Source organism: Bacillus paranthracis (assembly GCF_001883995.1).
Lineage (GTDB): Bacteria > Bacillota > Bacilli > Bacillales > Bacillaceae_G > Bacillus_A > Bacillus_A paranthracis.
The window spans coordinates 36,621-54,713 of the sequence record NZ_MACE01000009.1 but is presented as its reverse complement, the minus strand read 5'-3'; the positions used below and the strand labels follow the sequence as shown (position 1 = coordinate 54,713).

The window sequence follows — 18,093 nt, the reverse complement described above, 5'->3', positions numbered from 1 at the left end:
TTAATTCACCCTTTCTAATTTTTCATTACTTGCTGCAATTAATAAGTTTAGTTTCGCTAATGCTTTTCCAGAGTCAATGCTATGTGCTGCGAGTGTTATTCCTTCTTCAATCGTCTTTGCTTTTCCATTTGCGAAAAGAGCAAGCCCTGCATTGAATAAAACAGTATCACGGTAAACACTCTTTTCTCCGCTTAATACTCCGAGCGTAATCTTTGCATTTTCTTTCGAATTCCCTCCTCTAATCTCTTCGTTTTTCACTATTGAGAATCCATATTTCTCAGGTTCAATACTCGTTTCTACTATTTCATTATCTTTTAAAATGACAACATGATTTTCTCCTTGCAATGATGCTTCATCTAAAAACCCACTTCCGTTTATGACAAGTGCTTGTTTTCTTCCTAGTTTCTGTAGTACTTGCGCAACTGGTAGTAACATATCTCGTTTATAAATGCCGACAAATTGTGTTTCTAAATTCACCGGATTCGTTAACGGTCCAATTAAGTTAAAGATCGTCGGAACGTTTAATTCTTTTCTTATTTTCATAATGCGCTTTAATGCTGGATGCATCGCTGGTGCGAATAAAAATGCGATTCCGACATGCTCTAATAAATAATCAATTTCGTTTGGCGTACTACTAATATTTACACCGAGTTCTTCTAATAAATCTGCACTTCCTGTTTTACTAGAAACAGCACGATTACCATGTTTTGCAACCTTTACGTCAGCTCCTGCCAGTACAAATGCTGATGTTGTGCTAATATTAAACGTTTGGGCACCGTCACCACCTGTCCCGCAATTGTCCATCGCGCCTTGTATATGATTCGAAAACGGTAATGCCTTTTCGCGAAGAGCTCGAACGAGACCGTATATTTCTTCTGCCGTTTCACCTTTCGCTTTCAGTAAGACTAAGAAAGCTGCAATTTCACTTTCCAATATGTTTTCATTTAATAAAAGAAGCCCCGCTTTATACATTTCCTCTTCTGTTAAATGTTGTCCCTCCACCAATTTACGAAGATAGTTATTCATACTCTTTCCTCCTCTTTCACTTCGCCTAAAAAGGCACGTATTAACTTTCCGCCTTCTTCTGTCGCGATTGATTCCGGATGAAACTGTAATCCGAAGAGCGGATAATAATTGTGACGAACTGCCATTATTTCTCCATCGTCCATCGCTGTCGCTAATATGTCAAAACACTGTGGCAAGCTCGTTTGTGCTGCAACAAGAGAATGGTAGCGCATCGCTGTTAGCGGCTGCGTCACATATGAAAAGATTGACGTTCCGTTATGTTTCACACGCGATGTTTTTCCGTGTTTAATGCGCTCTGCTCTTACAATCTCTCCTCCAAACGCTGATATAATTGCTTGATGACCAAGGCAAATACCTAATATGGGAACGTTCTTATAAAAATGATGAATCACTTCAATACAAATGCCAGCATCCTCTGGTTTTCCTGGTCCTGGCGAAAGCACAATTCCTTTTGGGTTCATTTCTTCTAATTGTTCTATCGTTATTTGATCATTTCTTACGACAACAATTTCTTCTTCGTATTCGCCTAATAGTTGGTACAAGTTATATGTGAATGAATCATAATTATCGATCAGTACAATCATTTCATTACCTCCAATAGCGCTCTCGCTTTATTTAATGTTTCTTCATATTCAGCTACTGGATCTGAATCGTAAACGATGCCCGCTCCTGCCTGAACGTATGCTTTTTCATCCTTTACGACCATTGTTCGAATGGCGAGCGCCATATCAAGATTCCCTGAAAAACTAACGTATCCAACTGCACCAGCGTATACATTTCTTTTTTCATTCTCTAGCTCATTTATAATTTCCATCGCTCTAATTTTCGGAGCACCTGATACCGTCCCCGCTGGTAAGCAATACGCTAATGCATCAAATCCGCTCATTCGTTTTCGTAATGTTCCGTAAACTTCAGATACAATGTGCATAACGTGAGAATATTTTTCTACTTTCATATATTTATCTATCGTAACTGAGCCGATTTCACTCACTCTACCAATATCATTTCGCCCTAGATCTACAAGCATCATATGCTCCGCTCGCTCTTTCTCATTTTCTAACAGTTCTTTTTCAATTTCCGTATCCTCCTGCTTCGTTTTCCCTCTCGGTCTCGTACCGGCAATTGGATTCGTCATCACTTTATCCTCTCTTACTGATAACAAACTTTCTGGCGAAGAACCGAGTACAACATAATCTTGAAAATCGATATAAAACATATATGGTGATGGATTGGCAATTCGAAGTTTTCGATATAACGCGAATGGATCACCAATACATTCGCTTTGCAAACGCTGAGATAATACAACTTGAAATATGTCCCCGGCCCCGATGTGTTCTTTCGCCGTTTCTACCATCACGCAAAATTCTCTTTCCGTTACAGAAGAAGTGAATGATAATGTTGATCTTATTTCAGTTACTCCCGCTTCTTCTCCCTGTAGTACTTCCTGTTTGTATACTCGTAGCCTTTCGTATACTTCTTCATAATCTGCTGAATCATCTTCCCTGCATACATATACAAACGACAACCTTTGGCGTAAGTGGTCATACACGATAAACTCACGGTATAGTAAAAGGTGTACTTCTGGAATATTCAATGGATCATATAAATCTGCTCCAATGTTTTCATATTGCCGAATGACATCATAGCCAATATATCCAACTGCTCCCCCGCAAAATGGAAAAGGACTATCTACCTGAGCTGACGCGATTATTTCTTCTAACACTTGTAGTACGTTACTTTGCAACTTTTCTGACCTGCCGTAAATCGTTCGTTCCACTTCCGTACCAACACTTTTCACTTCCCCATACGGATTACACCCTAAGTAAGAATAGCGTCCTTTATCTTGATGAAGCTGTGAGCTTTCTAATAAAAATTTCTTTTTACCTTTCATACGTCTATATAAAGAAATTGGCGTAATGCTATCTCCTTCTTCTTCAGTGATTACTAAAAATGTCTTTCTCTCTCTTTTTTGTTTTATAAATTCTTCTTTCGTCATCATGTCCTTCACCTCGCCCTGAAAAATAAAAAAGTCCTCTACATATCGAAAATATGTAGAGGACGATAAATATACCGCGGTACCACCTCGTGTTGGATGCAAAAGCATCCCGCTTTGTTCAGGTACAAAATTTATACCTTATCCTTGTAACGGCGGAACCCGGGTTGCCTACTGAAAATAATTGTTCAGCATACCTCTCGTAAGCCCATTCCGTATATGGCACCGCACCGGGCTCCCACCTATCCCCGGCTCTCTGTAACGTCTCCAATATACGTACTCTTCTTACTTAAACGATTTCATTTATTTAATTTTTTATACACAAAAAGGGAGTACTCATCCTATAGAAAGGACGGGTACTCCCGTGGTGCCACCTTAATTCGTTACGAACGTAACGCACTTTACCGTATCAAAAACAATACGTGTCTCTTGTATCGATGAGATCATGTCGCCAAAGCCTACTTCTTTCGTTTCGGTTTGGAAGCTCCGAAGCCCATTCCACATCAATTCCATACTGATTCGCACCAACCATCAGCTCTCTGACATGTTCATCATGTGTACTCTTCTTCATCAACGCTTGCATTTTTTTAAGTTGCACTCATTATAGACCTAACTTTTTTCACAAGTCAATACTTTTTAAAAAATTTTATTTTTCTCTCCTTTCAATATTATATTGACAAAACAACCTCTTTTTATGTAAATATAATAAATACTCTATTAAAAATAAGGTTTTTTGTATGAATATTATATATTAAAAAAGTAAAATGACATCGAAAAACGCTTACATTTCTGAAAATTCATATTTCTATATGGATTTTTCAGAATAATCATGATAGATTATAAATATGCATAACGCATCAAAAGACATGACAAAAGGAAGGGGAACTACATGAGTACGCAGATGTTAACTTTAACTTCTATCTCTATTTACATGCTCGGGATGTTAGTAATTGGCTATTTCGCCTATAAACGAACGTCCAACTTAACAGATTATATGCTTGGCGGGCGTACACTAGGCCCCGCAGTAACAGCATTAAGTGCTGGAGCATCCGATATGAGTGGTTGGCTTTTAATGGGCTTACCCGGTGCAATGTTTAGCGTTGGATTAAGTAGTAGTTGGATTGCGATCGGCCTAACACTAGGCGCATACGCAAACTGGCTATATGTCGCTCCTCGCTTACGTACCTACTCAGAAATTGCAAACAACTCTATTACTATCCCAGAATTTTTGGAACACCGATTCCAAGACAAATCCCATATGCTACGCTTAGTATCTGGACTTGTTATTATGATTTTCTTTACTTTTTATGTAGCTTCAGGATTAGTTTCAGGCGCTGTATTATTTGAAAATTCATTTGGTATGAACTACCATGTTGGATTATTCATTGTTGCAGGCGTTGTTGTTGCTTACACGTTATTTGGTGGTTTCTTAGCAGTAAGTTGGACAGACTTCGTGCAAGGAATCATTATGGTAATTGCTCTTATTCTTGTTCCTACTGTTACAATTATGAATGTAAATGGGCTTGGTCCAGCATTTAGCACAATTAAATCAATTGATCCAACATTATTAGACATTTTTAAAGGCACTTCTGTATTAGGTATTATTTCATTATTCGCATGGGGCCTTGGTTATGTTGGACAACCACATATTATCGTACGATTTATGGCAATTTCTTCTGTAAAAGAAATTAAAAGTGCAAGACGAATTGGTATGAGCTGGATGATTTTCTCTGTTGTTGGAGCTATGTTTACTGGTCTTATCGGTATTGCATACTACTCAGACAAAGGATTAAAGCTATCCAACCCAGAGACAATTTTCCTTGAACTGGGAAAAATTTTATTCCACCCGCTTATTACTGGATTTTTATTAGCCGCTATTTTAGCAGCAATTATGAGTACAATCTCATCTCAGTTACTCGTTACTTCTAGTGCCATAACTGAAGACTTATATCGTACTTTCTTTAAACGTTCTGCTTCTGATAAAGAGCTTGTATTTGTCGGCCGTATGGCTGTACTTGTTATTGCATTAGTTGGATGTGCATTAGCGTTTAAACAAAATGATACGATTTTAGCTCTTGTTGGATACGCTTGGGCTGGATTTGGCTCTTCATTCGGACCTGCTATTTTATTAAGCTTATACTGGAAACGTATGACGAAGTGGGGCGCACTTGCTGGTATGATTTCTGGTGCCGCTACAGTCATTATTTGGACTCAATTCAAATTCTTAAAAGAATTCTTATATGAAATGATTCCTGGTTTCACTATTAGTTTACTAGTAATCGTAATTGTTAGTTTACTAACACAGCCTTCAAAAGAAATTGAAGAGCAATTTGAGAATTTCGAAAAACAACATAGTGATAATCTATAAAGGAAAAGCTCTGCTGTTATCGTATCAGCAGAGCTTTCTTTTTTCTCAAAGTTCGACAATCTTCTGCTCGAATTTAACAATTTCTTTATGTTTCATTAAATTAAACGTAACACTACTCCTTTATAGTAATACTATCAGCACTTATACAGAAAGGGGACTCCAACATGTTAGCAGCTTTCCAGCAACAACAAACACGAAAATTTTCACCTATCACCAATACTTCTGCGTCTTGTTTGAACATACAACCTAATCCACCTAAAATTTCAATCGCTCCTTCTGTTATTTCAGTCATCGGTGTTCATATGGAAAAAAATAAGTTGAAAATAAGAACTGGCCAAAGCACTGAGTTGTCCGCCACTGTTTTGCCAGTACAAGCAACCAATAACGAACTTATTTGGACAAATATGAATGCTGATGTTATCACACTGTATCCAAAAGGTGATACAGTAACGATTACTGGAAAAAGTGCAGGTAGAGCAGTCGTAATTGTCACAACTGCTGAAGGAAAGTTCCGTGACCTATGTATCATTCACGTACAACCTTATATAACAAACCCAAAGTAAAAGAGTGGCTTCGTAGCCACTCTTTTACTTTATTTCAATGTGTGGATTCTTATTTTTTACCTGACTAATAAATTGCTCTTTATCTTTAGGAGAAATAATTTCTGTTTGATTTGTATCGTAAACAATTTCAAGTCGATCAAGTGACAATGCATAGGCTGCTATTGGATTTTTCGTATTTGAAATTTGTTTGATATCTCGTATCAATATGCGCTTTTTCACGAAACCGGATCTAATAGTAATTGTTTCTTCTCCGACAATATATTTTGTTGAAAACCAACTCCAAATAAATACTATGGCTAATGGGATTGTGAAAAATAAAAGAAAATATTCTCTTCCTGCAAATATGGGAGCAAAACACGCTCCCATGACAACGAAAAAAATCGGATATAACCAGGCATCTTTTTTTGATAGAAACTCCATTTCCCTCCCCCTTCTACGCCCGTATTTCTATAAAACAAAAAGAGAAGTATCACAACTTCTCTTTTCTCTCTTAACATTATAATTCCTGTGTATAAGCAGGCTCGTTTACGACATTTTTTGCTGTTCTTTTTTGTTGCTGCAATAAGAAAACAGATACACCAAACAATACGAGTATGCTACCGATCATTTGCATAGCATTTAATCTTTCCCCAAGTAAGAAGAACGCTAGTATTGATGCTCCAACTGGTTCCCCTAAAATACTCATCGAAATTGTTGTTGCATTTACGTAGTTTAATAACCAATTATTAATGACGTGTGACACTGTCGGCACGACCGCAAGTAAAAGAAAAACGGTCCAATCCCACTTTGTATAACCTGTAAAAGGCACTTGCAATACTATATTATAAATTCCCATAAAAATACCTGCGAATGCAAAGACTGTAAAGCTGTAAATCCAGTGTGATACTTTCTTTACTGTCGTTTGCCCGATAAATAAATAACCGACAACTGCTATTACACTTAAAAAGGATAATATATCTCCATAAATTGCTTGTTTACTTAGTCCTAAATCTCCCCAACCAATACACACTACACCTAATATCGCAATTCCCATTGTCGCAATGGCTGAGTATGTTGTTCTTTCTTTAAATAAGAAAAAACCTCCAACTAAAGATACGATTGGTTGAAGCGCTAAAATAATCGTCGAACTCGCAACTGTTGTATGCTTTAAAGATTCAAACCATAAAAGAAAATGAAGTGCTAAAAAGAAACCAGATCCAATTAAAAATCCCCAATCTTTTATTTGAATCTTACTAAACTCTTCCCGTTTTTTCCAAACGATAGGCAGCATAAGAAGTACGATAATCCATAATCGATACATACTTAATATGGAAGATGGTGCTGAGGACATCTTTACAAAAACTGCTGCGAATGAAATGGCTATAATGGAAATGGCTAATGGTAGTGCGATTGATCTTTCTTGTTTCAAATTCCGTCTCCCCTCTCACCTGTCAAAAATCCCACTTCATTATATCCGTTTTCTTTCCTAACTTAAATACTAATTTTTTAGATTCTTCGTACCATTATGGTAAAATAGAAACGAAAGCACCTATTAGTGAATATTTCTTTCTTTTTCACTACAAGCGTCGCTCTTACAATTATTACAGTAAATTTTTATTTAGGGGGATCTACATGAATCAAACAATTGGGAGAATTGAAGAGATTTCATTTTATAGTGCATCACTTCAAGAAGATGTTACACTTCTCGTTTACTTACCGGTAAATTACACACCGCTGCACAAACATACAGTTGTCATTGCACAAGATGGCAGAGATTATTTTCAGCTTGGGAAAGCACACCGTGTAATTGAGCGCCTTCGTGAAACTGAAGAAATTGACCGTACAATTATTGTCGGTATTCCATATAAAAATGTACACGATCGTAAAGAAAAATATTTCCCAAACGAAGTAAAAAACGCTGCTTATATTCGTTTCCTTGCTCATGAACTTGCGCCATATATCGATGAAAATTATCCAACGTACCAAATGGGAAAAGGTCGCGTGCTAATTGGAGATTCTCTTGGCGGAACAGTTTCCTTTATGACTGCACTTATGTATCCGCATACATTCGGTAAAGTCGTTATGCAATCACCATTTGTGGATGAAACAGTAATGAACTTAGCAAAAGACTTCAAAAATCCGGAGGCGCTAGAGCTTTATCACGTTATTGGGACAGAAGAAACAGCTGTAAAGCGCACGGATGGACAAGTATCTGATTTCGTAGGGCCGAACCGTGAGCTTCATACGCTTCTGACAGATAGAAATTTCATCACGCATTACGAGGAGTTTGAAGGTAATCATACGTGGAAATATTGGCAAACTGATTTACCGAAAGCTTTCTCTCATATGCTATCAATTAAATAATAGAGAGCAGTATTCAGAATAATTTGATATAATAGATTAAGAGAGTTATTTTCTCAAAATCTAACTAGACTTACAAAGGGAGGAATTGGAACATGAAATTAGGCATTGTAATTTTTCCATCTAAAATGATTCAAGATAAAGCGAACGGATTGCGTAAACGTTATGATCCGCACTACGCATTAGTTCCGCCACATATTACATTGAAAACACCCTTTGAGACGCAAGATGAACAATTAGAATCGATTGTAAACGAGTTACATACAATCGCAAGTAAAACGAACCCTTTCACCCTTCATGTTGGAAAAGTTGGTTCATTCGCACCTGTTAATAATGTTATTTATTTTAAAGTAGAAAAAACACCTGAACTTACTTTCTTAAATGAGGAAATGCATAGCGGATTCTTTACACAAGAACGCGAATACGCTTTTGTACCTCATTTAACAATTGGACAAGGCTTATCAGATGCAGAGCATGCTGATGTACTAGGTCGATTACGTATGAAAGATTTCTATTACGAACAACCAATTGACCGCTTCCACCTTCTATATCAATTAGAAAACGGAACATGGACTGTACACGAAACATTCCGCCTTGGAAAGGGGAACAACTAATTTGCATGCACAGATCGTACAAACGGACGAACAACTAAGAGATGCATTCTCTGTACGTAAGCAAGTATTTGTGAAGGAACAGCAAGTTTCTGCCGAAGAAGAGTATGATGAGTTTGAAGAAACTTCCATACACGTCGTTATATATGATAATGATGTTCCCGTTGGTGCTGGGCGTTTTCGCACCATTGATGGAATAGGAAAAATGGAACGCATTTGCGTACTAGCTTCCCATCGAAAAAAAGGCATCGGAAAAATTGTTATGAATGCACTTGAAGCATATGCGAAGGAAAACTCGCTACCAAAATTGAAGCTGCATGCTCAAACACATGCAGAAGATTTCTATAAGAAACTTGGATATGTAACGAATTCTGATGTATTTATGGAAGCAAATATTCCTCACATCGTTATGATAAAAGAATTGTAATTTGAAAACAGGAGGTATCCCCTCCTGTTTTTTACATTGCTATTTTCTTTTTCTTCCGCTAAAGTTAAATGTTGATGCTATAGTTTTGAAGGTGAATATATGACACAAGAAAAATTTTCACAAAAATCATTAACGCACGCTGATATCCCACGTGCAACATATCATATTCCGAAAACATCTACCCATTTAATTATGGAAGAAGATGCAGATGCGGCGTATTTCCGCGCTCTCGAACAGCAAAATGTATTTTTAAACGAAAAACAATTAGAGGCTGTACGAACGACAGAAGGCCCTGTTCTTACACTGGCTGGTGCTGGAAGCGGGAAAACATCTGTTTTAACAACTCGCGTCGGTTATTTAGTAAATGTAAAACAAGTTCATCCGCGAAATATTTTATTACTTACATTTACACAAAAAGCGGCTGAAGAAATCCGAAATCGTGTAGCGAATTTACCGGGTATGAATCATGCGGCAAGTAGCTACGTTGTTGCCGGTACATTCCACTCTGTCTTTTTAAAATTGCTTCGTAGTCAAGGATATAATCAGCAAATTTTAGCAAACGAAAAACATAAACAAATTATGATAAAGAAAATTTTAAAAGAATTGCGTTTAAAAGACGATTATGATGCTGAAACGATGCTCGCGATGATTTCACTTGAGAAAAACAAATTAAATCGTCCGAAAGATGTAAAAGCAAAAACACCCGTTGAACAAGAATTTAAAGAAGTATACGAGCGTTTTGAAGAAGTGAAACAACGATATAATTATATTGATTTCGATGACATCTTATTAGAAACATATTATATGTTAGAAAATAACGCTCCTTTGCTTACCCAATTACAACAACGTTTCCACTATATTGAAGTAGATGAGTTCCAAGATACATCGTATGCTCAATATGAAATTGTAAAATTGTTAGCTTCGCCAAGAAATAATTTATTTATCGCAGGTGATGACGATCAAGCGATATACGGTTGGCGAGGAGCAAGTCACCAAATTATTTTATCTTTTCCAAAAGAATTTGATAACACTACGATTATCGCCCTTAATACGAATTATCGATCCAATCCTTTTATTGTCGGACTTGGAAATGAAGTTATCAAACTAAATCAAGAACGGTTTGATAAAGAGCTATATTCTGTTCGTGAAGAAGGTGTACAACCTTTTTACGCAAGACCGGCTACGACTCTTGATGAAGCAAATCAAATTTTGCAGCTCATTCAAGAAAAAGTAGATAGTGGTGAACGAAATTATAAAGATTTTTGTTTGCTGTATCGCACACATTCTGTAAGCCGTTCGTTACTTGATCAGCTTACCATTCATAAAATCCCGTTTATTAAACACGGTGCGAGTCAGTCATTTTATGAACATTCTTTAATTAAGCCTGTATTGGATCATTTACGACTCGTAATTGAACCATTTCGATTAGAATCACTTTCAAACATATTGCCAACGATGTATATCGGGCGTGATGATTGTATTTCATTTATTGAACGTGAACAATGGAAATATGGTGAAGGCCGTTTCCCTTCTCTTCTTCATTTCTTATTATTAAATCCGAACTTAAAACCTTTTCAAGTGAAAAAGGTAAATGAGCGTATCGATTTTATTAAATTTATAAAAGAATTAGAACCGAAAAAAGCATTAAAAGAAATTATTCATGGTAAAGGAAAGTATTTAGAGTACTTACAAAGTAACGATCGTTCTTCCTTTACAATGCATAAAGATATACAAGAAGAAATGTTAGAAGAATTAATGGAGTCTGCAACTCGTTTCACCGACATTCCAGCTTATTTACAATTTATTGATGAAGCCATTCAAGGGCAAAAAGAAATGGAAGCATTAAAAACAATGCCGCAAAAAGATGCTGTTTCACTTATGTCTATTCATAACGCAAAGGGCCTTGAATTTCCATGTGTCTTTTTACTTGGAGCGAGCGATGGTATTCTGCCCCATACTTCTTCTTTAAAAGATGCAAATGATCGTGTTACAGAGACTTCTGAGGCTTTAGAAGAAGAACGCCGACTGCTTTATGTCGCGATTACACGTGCAAAAGAAGAACTATACATTTCCTCTCCGCAATTTTTCAGAGGAAAAAAATTAGATATATCTCGTTTTTTGTATACTGTGCGAAAAGATTTACCTGAAAAGACATCCACTCAATAAGGATGTCTTTTTTTTATATTGCATTATGTACATCCCTCCTATATAAATTCCCTGTTTTCATCATGATAATTAACGTAATATCAATCATATCCCGTTCATATTGTAATAGTGTATGTCAGAACTCACGAGAAGGAGTGAACATAATGAGTTGCAATTGTAACGAAGATCATCAACATGATTTTGATTTCAACTGTGTATCTAATGTCGTTCGTTTTATACATGAACTACAAGAATGTGCAACGACAACATGCGGATCTGGTTGCGAGGTTCCATTTTTAGGAGCACATAATAGCGCATCCGTAGCAAATACGCGTCCTTTTATTTTATACACAAAAGCTGGAGCACCTTTTGAAGCATTTGCACCTTCTGCAAACCTTACTAGCTGCCGATCTCCAATTTTCCGTGTCGAGAGTATAGATGATGATGATTGCGCTGTATTGCGTGTATTAAGTGTAGTATTAGGTGATACTTCTCCTGTACCACCTACCGACGATCCAATCTGTACATTCCTAGCTGTACCAAATGCAAGATTAATATCGACTAACACTTGTCTTACTGTTGATTTAAGTTGCTTCTGTGCTATTCAATGCTTGCGTGATGTTACGATTTAAAACTAAATAATGAGTTAAGCATGGATTGGGTGGCAGAATTATCTGCCACCCAATCCATGCTTAACGAGTATTATTATGTAAATTTCTTAAAATTGGGAACTTGTCTAGAACATAGAACCTGTCCTTTTCATTAACTGAAAGTAGAAACAGATAAAGGAGTGAAAAACATGTTCTCTTCTGATTGCGAATTTACGAAAATCGATTGTGAGGCGAAACCAGCTAGTACACTACCTGCCTTCGGTTTTGCTTTCAACGCGTCTGCACCTCAATTCGCTTCATTATTTACACCACTACTATTACCTAGCGTAAGCCCAAACCCAAATATTACTGTTCCTGTAATAAACGATACAGTAAGTGTAGGAGATGGCATACGAATTCTACGAGCTGGTATTTATCAAATCAGTTATACATTAACAATTAGTCTTGATAACGTACCTACTGCACCAGAAGCTGGTCGTTTCTTCTTATCATTAAATACACCAGCAAACATTATTCCTGGATCAGGTACAGCGGTTCGTTCTAACGTTATTGGTACTGGTGAAGTAGATGTATCCAGTGGTGTTATTCTTATTAACTTAAATCCTGGTGACTTAATTCAAATTGTACCAGTCGAGTTAATTGGAACTGTAGACATCCGTGCTGCAGCATTAACAGTTGCACAAATTAGCTAGTAAAAAGCGGTATTTCTAATACAGAAATACCGCTTTTTTATATGTATAATAAAAAACACTCACAGTAACATGAGTGTTTCATTCTTCATAGTGTTTTATTGTGTTCTTTTTTTTCCCACAATTACATCCCTTTTTCTTCACAAATCCTTGTTGCTGTAATTGTTCTTGATATGCCTGTTGTTGTGCTTGGTGTTGTTGCTGCATGTGATACCATTGCTGCAGGTCATATGAATTTTGCCTTGGATTATTGCTCACAGCAAACATCTCCTCTACTGTCAATTCTGTCTATTTACTATATGAACAACTCTTTATTTCCGTTCCCTCATTCTTTTAAACTCCGCTTTTTCTCGTATTATGGAAATATATTATTCTCCCATAAAGTATCCTGTAATCGTTTCAATGATTGCTGCTGCTCCTGCAATAGCTAATAATGCAAGTAACGGCTCTGCAACGATTGGAATCCAATTATATAAGACTAATAAAAAAGCACTAACCCATACACCTGTACACCAATAACAGCTTAATAATTCGCCAACCCACTTTCTTAATCCTTTACCTTTTACTTTTGTAAAAGTTGATACACTTCCATCCGGCTCTGTAATTTCTAATTCATCAATAAATGGTCTTCGCAAAAAGCCTGTAATTTTATCATAAACAATTAAACGAGTGAGCCTAAAAGCAGCTAACGCGAAAATAAAAAATAAAAGCCAGCTTGTAAACAGCATAATTCCACCTTCCCTTATCCTCTTTCGCCTATTTAAAAAAAAAGGTCTTGAGATTGTGACCAAATCTCCTCAACTCCAATATCTTATTAATGTAAATACAAACAAGAAGATAAGGAGTGACATTAATGAGTTGTAACGAAAATAAACACCATGGCTCTTCTCATTGTGTAGTTGACGTTGTAAAATTCATCAATGAATTACAAGATTGTTCTACAACAACGTGTGGATCTGGTTGTGAAATTCCATTTTTAGGCGCACACAATACTGCATCAGTAGCAAATACACGCCCTTTTATTTTATACACAAAAGCTGGAGCACCTTTTGAAGCATTTGCACCATCTGCAAACCTTACTAGCTGCCGATCTCCAATTTTCCGTGTGGAAAGTGTAGATGATGATAGCTGTGCTGTACTACGTGTATTAAGTGTAGTATTAGGTGATAGCTCTCCTGTACCACCTACTGATGACCCAATTTGTACGTTTTTAGCTGTACCAAATGCAAGACTAGTATCGACATCTACTTGTATTACTGTAGATTTAAGCTGTTTCTGTGCGATTCAATGCTTACGCGACGTTACTATCTAATAAGTGAAGTAAACTAAAAAACTATTGAGGTGGTAGAAGGTTTCTACCACCTTTACATATTTAAAAGCCGGCCATATCAATCGATTTTATCTCCTCTATAGATAACCTAATATCTCTCATACTATTTGGCGGCATAATGGCTACAATTCCATTACGATACGAGATGATTGATCCAACATATGAGATTGTAGCTGTTTTTATTCTGCACCTTACTTTCGGAATATAATGAGGACGATTTAATAAAAAATGAATCTTCTCTTCATTATTCATATCCTTAAATGATTTATTATACGGGACAGTTCTCACTGGTTCTTTCTGTTTCTGTTCCAGTTCCTCTTCTTCTTCTATTTTCTCTTCTACTTGTTGCTCTTCTTGTTCTTCTATTACCTCTTCCACCGCACTACTTACAACATTTTCGTTTCTATTACTTTCCTCTTTTTGATCCTCATTTTCAAAGTTTGTTAAAATAATTCTTTTTATTTTCGGTGCAGCAAGTTCCAAACTTACTTGCGCAATATATAACAACGGTTTTCCAACTGTTGAACTTTTATTTTTATTCTTCACACTCGTCCCTCCCACTTCCATACGTAGCTGAATAAATCGTGTACTATTATACTTATATTCATAACGTGGTAAGAACTTTCGTTAAAAATCGTTCTTTCTAAGAACAAATAAAAAGGACAATCTCAACATGTAGAGATTGTCCTTTAAAATTAATATTATATTTATCCTAAGATATGATACCCTGAATCAACGTGAATGTTTTCTCCTGTTACGCCGCGTGCTAAATCACTGAATAAGAATACTGCTGTATCCCCAACTTCTTCTTGCGTTGTTGTACGACGAAGTGGTGCGCGCTCCTCAATTTCTCTTAAGATTGAGTTAAAGTCGCCTACACCTTTTGCAGATAACGTACGAATTGGACCTGCAGAAATAGCGTTAACGCGAATGCCATGTTGACCTAAATCGTTAGCTAAATATTTCACGCTCGCTTCTAATGAAGCTTTTGCTACACCCATAACGTTATAGTTTTTCACAACGCGCTCGCCGCCAAGATATGTTAACGTTAAAATATTTCCGCCTTCTGTCATTACTTTCTTCGCTTCTCTTGCTACAGCTGTTAAAGAGAATGCACTAATATTTTGTGCAAGTAAAAATCCATCGCGAGAAGTATCTACAAATTCACCTTTTAAGTCGTCACGATTTGCAAAAGCAATACAATGTGCTACACCGTGAATTGTACCAACTTCTTGTTTGATTGTTTCAAAGCAAGCTGTAAGTTCTTCATCATTTGTTACATCACAAGGTAATACAAGTGACTCTTGTCCTTCTAATGTATCCGCTAATTCACGAACGTTTCTCTCTAAACGTTCTCCTGCATATGTGAAGATTAATTTTGCACCTGCATTATGCAAAGAGCGAGCAATTCCCCATGCAATACTTCTTTGGTTCGCAACGCCCATAACAACAAATGTTTTCCCTTGTAATAGTTCCATGATATATCCTCCCAGAAATACTTATACTTGTTATTAGTACCTGATACTATAATTATAGTAACATAAAACCTCTTAAAGGCAAACAAAAAAGTCATTAACTGAAAATTGTTAATGACTTTTTGTTTCTATAAAAAAACGCTCTAATCCTTCTTCCCAAGAAGGCATTTGTAAAAAACCATTTAATCGCAGCATGTTGTGTTGGAAAATAGAATATTTCGGCCTTGCTGCTGCAGCCCCAAATTCTTCGGTTGAAAGAGGTAACACATTCACTTTCATATTTGCATACGAAAATATTTTCTTTGCAAATTCAAACCAAGAGCATGAACCTCTATTGGATACGTGATACGTACCGTATAGAGAAGTGTGAATAAGCTTATTAATCATCGTATTTAAATCTGCCACATACGTAGGAGAGCCAACTTGATCCGCTACAACTGATATTTCATCTTTTTCTTTCCCTAACCGCATCATCGTTTTCACAAAATTATTGCCATACTTACCATACAGCCACGATGTGCGAACGATAAAATATTTATTATGTAACTCTTTGACAAACTGCTCTCCCGCATACTTAGAAGCTCCGTATATATTTATCGGTGATGGATTATGAAATTCATCGTACCCTTCCGGTCTATCACCTTGAAATACATAATCCGTACTAATATAAACTAACTTTGCCCCTACTAATTGTGAGGCAACTGCTACATTTCGAGCTCCTATTGCATTTATTCTATAAGCAAGATCTCGTTCTTTCTCAGCTTGATCAACCTTCGTATACGCTGCACAATGAATAATGATATGTGGACTTATTTCTTGTACTACTTGCTGCACTTTGGATATATTTGTGATATCTAGTAACTTTTTATCAAATGGATATATGTCATATTCTTCAGGATTTAACTCTTCTTGTAGTTGCTTTCCCAATTGACCATTTGCTCCTGTTATGATAATCCGTTCTCTCATTTATATGCCCCTTACTTTTTTAATGGTTTCCACCATTCCTCATTCTTCTCATACCATTGCACCGTTTCTTGTAACCCTTGCTCAAACGTATACTTCGGTTCCCAATCAAATTCATTCTTCATTTTCTCTGCATCAATCGCATAACGGCGGTCGTGTCCTAAACGATCTGTCACATATTCAATATCCTTTTCCGTTTTTCCTAAGAGAGTAATAATTTGTTCCACAACATCTATATTTGTTTTTTCATTATTTCCACCTATATTATATACTTCTCCTATACGTCCCTTATGCAAAACAACGTCAATCGCACGACAATGATCCGTTACATGTAGCCAATCTCTTACATTTAATCCATCGCCATATAACGGTAATTTTTTTCCTTCGAGCGCATTCGTAACCATTAACGGAATTAATTTTTCAGGATATTGATACGGCCCGTAGTTATTGGAACAACGCGTTACGATAACTGGTAATTGATATGTTTTATAATAAGATAAAGCTATCATATCAGCGCTCGCTTTGCTTGAAGAATATGGACTATTTGGAGCTAACGGGGTTTCCTCGGTAAATCGCCCTGTTTTTCCTAAAGATCCATACACCTCATCCGTTGATACTTGCACGAGTTTAATATGCGGATATTTTTTTACTAATTCTAATAAGGTGACTGTCCCAATTACATTTGTATCATAAAAAGGAAGCGGATTTTCAATACTACGGTCCACATGTGATTCAGCTGCGAAATTGACAATGACTTGCACATCACGTTCCTTAATAACATGCTCCAGCAGCTCTCCATTTTGAATTTCACCTTTTACAAAATAGTAATTCGGATGATCTTGAATAGACTTTACATTATTTAAGTTTCCACTATATGTTAATGCATCGAAATTAATAATTTTATATGTTTCATAGCTTTGTAACATATAATGCACAAAATTACTTCCAATAAATCCGGCCCCACCTGTTACTAATATATTCATACACAACTCTCCTACTCAAAAACTATCTTCACATTCCTGAAGCGATGGTAATATTCGATCTTTATCAGACAAAATAGGGCTTGTTACCGGCCATGGAATTGCTAAGTCTTTATCATTCCAAAGTACCCCTGAGTCATGATTAGCACTATAATACTCATCTACTTTATACATAACAATAGTATGCGGGACAAGTGTACAAAAACCATGTGCAAATCCTTTTGGCACTAATAATTGCCGATGATTATCCGCGCTTAAAATATATCCTCTCCATTGTTTAAACGTTGGTGAATCTTTTCGCAAATCAACGATAACGTCATAAATTGCTCCTTGCATAACTTGAATAAGTTTCGTTTGTGCTTTCGGATTTTTTTGAAAGTGTAACCCCCGAATCGTTCCCGCTTCTGTCGAATACGAAACATTATCCTGTACAAATGAATACGTAACTCCTAATGTTTCTAGCACCTTCTTATTATAACTTTCAGTAAAAAAGCCACGCTCATCTCCAAATAACCTCGGTTCTAACAATTTTGCGTCGGTAAAGTTTGTTTCTATAACTTCCATATTCTCAC

The 18,093-nt window shown here is 36.5% G+C and carries 21 protein-coding genes and 2 other annotated features; of the genes, 9 read left to right on the top strand and 12 right to left on the bottom strand.

The genetic code is table 11. The annotated features are described in order from the left end of the window. Genes trpD through trpE form a run of 3 tightly spaced genes read right to left on the bottom strand, consistent with a single transcriptional unit; the run spans window position 1 to window position 3,025 of the window. Complete coding sequence (trpD, locus tag BAQ46_RS02585) at window positions 1-1,026, bottom strand: anthranilate phosphoribosyltransferase (RefSeq protein ID WP_061131555.1); 1,026 nt, start codon at window positions 1,024-1,026, stop codon at window positions 1-3. Next, the gene (locus tag BAQ46_RS02580; RefSeq protein ID WP_000636349.1) at window positions 1,023-1,610 is read right to left on the bottom strand and encodes an aminodeoxychorismate/anthranilate synthase component II; all 588 of its coding nucleotides are present in this window, start codon (window positions 1,608-1,610) and stop codon (window positions 1,023-1,025) included. Before BAQ46_RS02580 ends, trpD begins: the two co-directional genes overlap by 4 nt. After that, window positions 1,607-3,025, bottom strand: a complete 1,419-nt coding sequence (gene trpE / locus BAQ46_RS02575) for an anthranilate synthase component I (protein ID WP_061131554.1) — start codon at window positions 3,023-3,025, stop codon at window positions 1,607-1,609. The genes BAQ46_RS02580 and trpE overlap by 4 nt, the downstream gene beginning before the upstream one ends. 52 nt (window positions 3,026-3,077) lie before the next feature. Continuing rightward, window positions 3,078-3,322, bottom strand: a binding site (T-box leader). A gap of 42 nt (window positions 3,323-3,364) precedes the next feature. Then, window positions 3,365-3,602: a binding site (T-box leader), on the bottom strand. A gap of 306 nt (window positions 3,603-3,908) precedes the next feature. On the opposite strand from trpE, the gene putP reads away from it, so the two are divergent. After that, entirely contained in the window at window positions 3,909-5,387 is a 1,479-nt protein-coding gene (gene putP / locus BAQ46_RS02565) for a sodium/proline symporter PutP (RefSeq protein WP_000107220.1), read from the top strand. A 164-nt stretch (window positions 5,388-5,551) separates the two neighbouring features. Beyond that, complete coding sequence (locus tag BAQ46_RS02560; protein WP_071741575.1) at window positions 5,552-5,950, top strand: Ig-like domain-containing protein; 399 nt, start codon at window positions 5,552-5,554, stop codon at window positions 5,948-5,950. A gap of 24 nt (window positions 5,951-5,974) precedes the next feature. Here BAQ46_RS02560 and BAQ46_RS02555 read toward each other — a convergent pair whose 3' ends face one another. Together BAQ46_RS02555 and BAQ46_RS02550 are read right to left on the bottom strand one after the other, a co-directional pair. Then, the gene (locus BAQ46_RS02555) at window positions 5,975-6,370 is read right to left on the bottom strand and encodes a PH domain-containing protein (RefSeq protein ID WP_071741574.1); all 396 of its coding nucleotides are present in this window, start codon (window positions 6,368-6,370) and stop codon (window positions 5,975-5,977) included. Between the two features lie 76 nt (window positions 6,371-6,446). After that, complete coding sequence (locus BAQ46_RS02550) at window positions 6,447-7,358, bottom strand: DMT family transporter (RefSeq protein WP_000808261.1); 912 nt, start codon at window positions 7,356-7,358, stop codon at window positions 6,447-6,449. 203 nt (window positions 7,359-7,561) lie between these two features. Here BAQ46_RS02550 and BAQ46_RS02545 point away from each other — a divergent pair, with 203 nt between their 5' ends. From BAQ46_RS02545 to exsF, 6 genes are all read left to right on the top strand, one after another. Further along, a complete protein-coding gene (locus tag BAQ46_RS02545; protein ID WP_071741573.1) occupies window positions 7,562-8,293 on the top strand; it encodes an alpha/beta hydrolase in 732 nt (243 codons plus the stop codon). Between the two features lie 92 nt (window positions 8,294-8,385). After that, a complete protein-coding gene (locus BAQ46_RS02540) occupies window positions 8,386-8,904 on the top strand; it encodes a YjcG family protein (RefSeq protein WP_000765876.1) in 519 nt (172 codons plus the stop codon). 1 nt (window position 8,905) lies between these two features. Further along, window positions 8,906-9,328: a GNAT family N-acetyltransferase gene (locus tag BAQ46_RS02535; protein ID WP_000543279.1), complete on the top strand. Its 423-nt coding sequence runs from the start codon at window positions 8,906-8,908 to the stop codon at window positions 9,326-9,328. 99 nt (window positions 9,329-9,427) lie between these two features. Continuing rightward, window positions 9,428-11,494, top strand: a complete 2,067-nt coding sequence (locus BAQ46_RS02530) for an ATP-dependent helicase (RefSeq protein ID WP_061131551.1) — start codon at window positions 9,428-9,430, stop codon at window positions 11,492-11,494. Between the two features lie 143 nt (window positions 11,495-11,637). Next, complete coding sequence (gene cotY, locus BAQ46_RS02525; protein ID WP_001277713.1) at window positions 11,638-12,105, top strand: spore coat protein CotY; 468 nt, start codon at window positions 11,638-11,640, stop codon at window positions 12,103-12,105. Window positions 12,106-12,272: 167 nt separating this feature from the next. After that, window positions 12,273-12,776 carry an exosporium protein ExsF gene (gene exsF / locus BAQ46_RS02520; protein WP_000492942.1) on the top strand — a complete coding sequence of 168 codons (504 nt, stop codon included), beginning with the start codon at window positions 12,273-12,275 and terminating at the stop codon, window positions 12,774-12,776. A gap of 78 nt (window positions 12,777-12,854) precedes the next feature. Here exsF and BAQ46_RS02515 read toward each other — a convergent pair whose 3' ends face one another. Both BAQ46_RS02515 and BAQ46_RS02510 read right to left on the bottom strand, forming a co-directional pair. Continuing rightward, on the bottom strand, window positions 12,855-13,040 hold the full coding sequence (locus BAQ46_RS02515; protein WP_011181560.1) for a hypothetical protein: 186 nt from the start codon (window positions 13,038-13,040) through the stop codon (window positions 12,855-12,857). A 101-nt stretch (window positions 13,041-13,141) separates the two neighbouring features. Next, window positions 13,142-13,501: a DUF1360 domain-containing protein gene (locus BAQ46_RS02510; RefSeq protein WP_000899670.1), complete on the bottom strand. Its 360-nt coding sequence runs from the start codon at window positions 13,499-13,501 to the stop codon at window positions 13,142-13,144. A 125-nt stretch (window positions 13,502-13,626) separates the two neighbouring features. On the opposite strand from BAQ46_RS02510, the gene exsY reads away from it, so the two are divergent. Next, a complete protein-coding gene (gene exsY, locus BAQ46_RS02505) occupies window positions 13,627-14,085 on the top strand; it encodes an exosporium assembly protein ExsY (RefSeq protein WP_001277732.1) in 459 nt (152 codons plus the stop codon). Window positions 14,086-14,145: 60 nt separating this feature from the next. On the opposite strand, the gene BAQ46_RS02500 is transcribed toward exsY, so the two are convergent. The 5 genes from BAQ46_RS02500 to rfbC form a co-directional block, all read right to left on the bottom strand. Further along, the gene (locus BAQ46_RS02500; protein WP_074543462.1) at window positions 14,146-14,670 is read right to left on the bottom strand and encodes a spore coat CotO family protein; all 525 of its coding nucleotides are present in this window, start codon (window positions 14,668-14,670) and stop codon (window positions 14,146-14,148) included. A 140-nt stretch (window positions 14,671-14,810) separates the two neighbouring features. Then, window positions 14,811-15,581, bottom strand: a complete 771-nt coding sequence (fabI, locus tag BAQ46_RS02495) for an enoyl-ACP reductase FabI (RefSeq protein ID WP_000421886.1) — start codon at window positions 15,579-15,581, stop codon at window positions 14,811-14,813. 108 nt (window positions 15,582-15,689) lie between these two features. Further along, on the bottom strand, window positions 15,690-16,544 hold the full coding sequence (gene rfbD, locus BAQ46_RS02490; protein ID WP_071741572.1) for a dTDP-4-dehydrorhamnose reductase: 855 nt from the start codon (window positions 16,542-16,544) through the stop codon (window positions 15,690-15,692). An 11-nt stretch (window positions 16,545-16,555) separates the two neighbouring features. Next, a complete protein-coding gene (gene rfbB / locus BAQ46_RS02485) occupies window positions 16,556-17,524 on the bottom strand; it encodes a dTDP-glucose 4,6-dehydratase (RefSeq protein WP_001024147.1) in 969 nt (322 codons plus the stop codon). A 15-nt stretch (window positions 17,525-17,539) separates the two neighbouring features. Beyond that, window positions 17,540-18,085, bottom strand: coding sequence for a dTDP-4-dehydrorhamnose 3,5-epimerase (gene rfbC, locus BAQ46_RS02480; protein ID WP_000451992.1), 546 nt, complete (start codon window positions 18,083-18,085; stop codon window positions 17,540-17,542). Between the last annotated feature and the right edge of the window lie 8 nt (window positions 18,086-18,093).

Coding starts and splice junctions, on each gene's coding strand:
- trpD (WP_061131555.1), bottom strand. CDS start 1,026: ATGAATAACTATCTTCGTAAATTGGTGGAGGGACAACATTTAACAGAA.
- BAQ46_RS02580 (WP_000636349.1), bottom strand. CDS start 1,610: ATGATTGTACTGATCGATAATTATGATTCATTCACATATAACTTGTAC.
- trpE (WP_061131554.1), bottom strand. CDS start 3,025: ATGATGACGAAAGAAGAATTTATAAAACAAAAAAGAGAGAGAAAGACA.
- putP (WP_000107220.1), top strand. CDS start 3,909: ATGAGTACGCAGATGTTAACTTTAACTTCTATCTCTATTTACATGCTC.
- BAQ46_RS02560 (WP_071741575.1), top strand. CDS start 5,552: ATGTTAGCAGCTTTCCAGCAACAACAAACACGAAAATTTTCACCTATC.
- BAQ46_RS02555 (WP_071741574.1), bottom strand. CDS start 6,370: ATGGAGTTTCTATCAAAAAAAGATGCCTGGTTATATCCGATTTTTTTC.
- BAQ46_RS02545 (WP_071741573.1), top strand. CDS start 7,562: ATGAATCAAACAATTGGGAGAATTGAAGAGATTTCATTTTATAGTGCA.
- BAQ46_RS02540 (WP_000765876.1), top strand. CDS start 8,386: ATGAAATTAGGCATTGTAATTTTTCCATCTAAAATGATTCAAGATAAA.
- BAQ46_RS02530 (WP_061131551.1), top strand. CDS start 9,428: ATGACACAAGAAAAATTTTCACAAAAATCATTAACGCACGCTGATATC.
- cotY (WP_001277713.1), top strand. CDS start 11,638: ATGAGTTGCAATTGTAACGAAGATCATCAACATGATTTTGATTTCAAC.
- exsF (WP_000492942.1), top strand. CDS start 12,273: ATGTTCTCTTCTGATTGCGAATTTACGAAAATCGATTGTGAGGCGAAA.
- BAQ46_RS02515 (WP_011181560.1), bottom strand. CDS start 13,040: ATGTTTGCTGTGAGCAATAATCCAAGGCAAAATTCATATGACCTGCAG.
- BAQ46_RS02510 (WP_000899670.1), bottom strand. CDS start 13,501: ATGCTGTTTACAAGCTGGCTTTTATTTTTTATTTTCGCGTTAGCTGCT.
- exsY (WP_001277732.1), top strand. CDS start 13,627: ATGAGTTGTAACGAAAATAAACACCATGGCTCTTCTCATTGTGTAGTT.
- BAQ46_RS02500 (WP_074543462.1), bottom strand. CDS start 14,670: ATGGAAGTGGGAGGGACGAGTGTGAAGAATAAAAATAAAAGTTCAACA.
- fabI (WP_000421886.1), bottom strand. CDS start 15,581: ATGGAACTATTACAAGGGAAAACATTTGTTGTTATGGGCGTTGCGAAC.
- rfbD (WP_071741572.1), bottom strand. CDS start 16,544: ATGAGAGAACGGATTATCATAACAGGAGCAAATGGTCAATTGGGAAAG.
- rfbB (WP_001024147.1), bottom strand. CDS start 17,524: ATGAATATATTAGTAACAGGTGGGGCCGGATTTATTGGAAGTAATTTT.
- rfbC (WP_000451992.1), bottom strand. CDS start 18,085: ATGGAAGTTATAGAAACAAACTTTACCGACGCAAAATTGTTAGAACCG.